The sequence below is a fragment of the Allobosea sp. CER48 genome, assembly GCF_044752385.1.
Classification (GTDB): domain Bacteria; phylum Pseudomonadota; class Alphaproteobacteria; order Rhizobiales; family Beijerinckiaceae; genus Allobosea.
In genome coordinates, this window is the sequence record NZ_JBIWYK010000538.1 from 1 (window position 1) to 1881 (window position 1881).

Here is a 1881-nt window from a genome sequence, read left to right on the forward strand (position 1 = left end):
GCAAATAGCATGACGGAGCTGACTGGGAGCCACTGTTTAAAGCAGCCCGCCTCACTTATATGCAGTGCACAACGAATTTATCGCTGTGGGCGCCGCCCCAGTCCGGAATTAAGCAAGGAAGACCACCATGTTCGTCACCATGATCGCCGCCAAAATTCGCGCCTACCTCCGTTATCGCGAGACCGTCCGTGAGCTCTCCCGTCTGACCGACCGTGAGCTCGACGATCTCGGCCTGTCGCGCTCGGAGATCGCCTTCATCGCCCGCACCCACGCCGCGGCCTGAAGACGTTGACTTCGAACCGCGGCGCATCGGGCGCCGCGTGTTCCGAGTAGTTTCTCCCGGGTCCGTGTTTCCCCTCCCCTCGGATCTGGTCGAAGAGCGAATGCCCGCCTCACGGCGGGCATTTTGCATTTCTGGCGCTCGTCACCCTTGACCTGAAAGCCAGCTGCGGACACATCGCAGCGATGGAAAGCCCATCAATCCAACCCGTCCATATCATTGGCGGCGGTCTCGCCGGCTCCGAAGCCGCCTGGCAGATCGCCGAGGCCGGCGTACCGGTCGTCCTCCATGAAATGCGCCCCGTGCGCGGCACCGACGCCCACAAGACGGAGGGGCTCGCAGAACTCGTCTGCTCGAACTCCTTCCGCTCGGACGATGCGTCCAGCAATGCCGTCGGCCAACTCCACTGGGAGATGCGCCACCTCGGCTCGCTGATCATGGCCAAGGGCGACGCCCACCAGGTTCCGGCCGGCGGTGCGCTCGCGGTTGATCGCGACGGCTTCTCGCAGGCCGTCACGGCCGCGCTGGAAGCCCACCCGCTCGTCACCATCGATCGGGGCGAGATCGCCGGGCTGCCTCCGGCCGAATGGGACAATGTCATCATCGCGACCGGCCCGTTGACCTCGCCGGCTCTGGCGCAGGGCCTGCAGTCGCTGACGTCGGAGGATTCGCTCGCCTTCTTCGACGCCATCGCCCCGATCGTCCATTTCGACTCGATCGACATGGACACCGCCTGGTTCCAGTCGCGCTACGACAAGGCGGGTCCGGGCGGCACCGGTGCCGACTACATCAACTGCCCGCTCGACCGTGACCAGTACGAGGCCTTCATCGACGCCCTCCTCGCCGCCGACAAGACCGAATTCAAGGAATGGGAAGGCACGCCCTATTTCGACGGCTGCCTGCCGATCGAGGTCATGGCCGAGCGCGGCCGCGAGACCCTGCGCTGGGGCCCGATGAAGCCGGTCGGCCTCACCAACAGGCACAACCCGACCGTGAAGGCCTATGCCGTCGTCCAACTGCGCCAGGACAATGCGCTCGGCACCCTCTTCAACATGACCGGCTTCCAGACCAAGCTGAAGTATGGCGAGCAGGCGGCGATCTTCCGGATGATCCCCGGCCTGCAGAACGCCGAGTTCGCCCGTCTCGGTGGCATCCACCGCAACACCTATCTCAATTCGCCGAAGCTGCTCGACGAACGCCTGCGCCTCCGGGCCGACCAGCGCCTGCGCTTCGCCGGCCAGATCACCGGCTGCGAGGGCTATGTCGAGAGCGCTGCGACGGGGCTGCTCGCGGGGCGGATGGCCGCCGCGGAGCGGCTTGGCCGGGACCTGCCCGTGCCGCCCGCGACGACGGCGCTCGGCGCGCTCGTCAACCACATCACCGGCGGCCACATCGTCACGATCGACGAAGGCCCGCGCTCCTTCCAGCCGATGAACATCAATTTCGGCCTCTTCCCGCCGATACAGGGCGTTCCGACCACCGGCCCTGACGGCAAGCGCCTGAAAGGCCCGGCCAAGAGCCTCGCTCGCAAGCAGGCCCTGACGGCGCGCGCGAAGGTCGAGATGGAGAGTTGGGCTTCGGGCCTGGCAGAGACCAGCGCG

2 protein-coding genes are annotated in these 1881 nt (G+C 66.2%); both read left to right on the forward strand.

Annotation, left to right across the window (positions count from 1 at the left end; all coding sequences use genetic code 11):
* Positions 1 to 127: 127 nt before the first annotated feature.
* A complete protein-coding gene (locus ACIPIA_RS15280; RefSeq protein WP_400510782.1) occupies positions 128 to 283 on the forward strand; it encodes a DUF1127 domain-containing protein in 156 nt (51 codons plus the stop codon).
* A 182-nt stretch (positions 284 to 465) separates the two neighbouring features.
* Positions 466 to 1881 (forward strand): methylenetetrahydrofolate--tRNA-(uracil(54)-C(5))-methyltransferase (FADH(2)-oxidizing) TrmFO (trmFO, locus tag ACIPIA_RS15285; RefSeq protein WP_400510783.1); only part of this gene is annotated, 1416 nt, incomplete at its 3' end.

Coding starts and splice junctions, on each gene's coding strand:
- ACIPIA_RS15280 (WP_400510782.1), top strand. CDS start 128: ATGTTCGTCACCATGATCGCCGCCAAAATTCGCGCCTACCTCCGTTAT.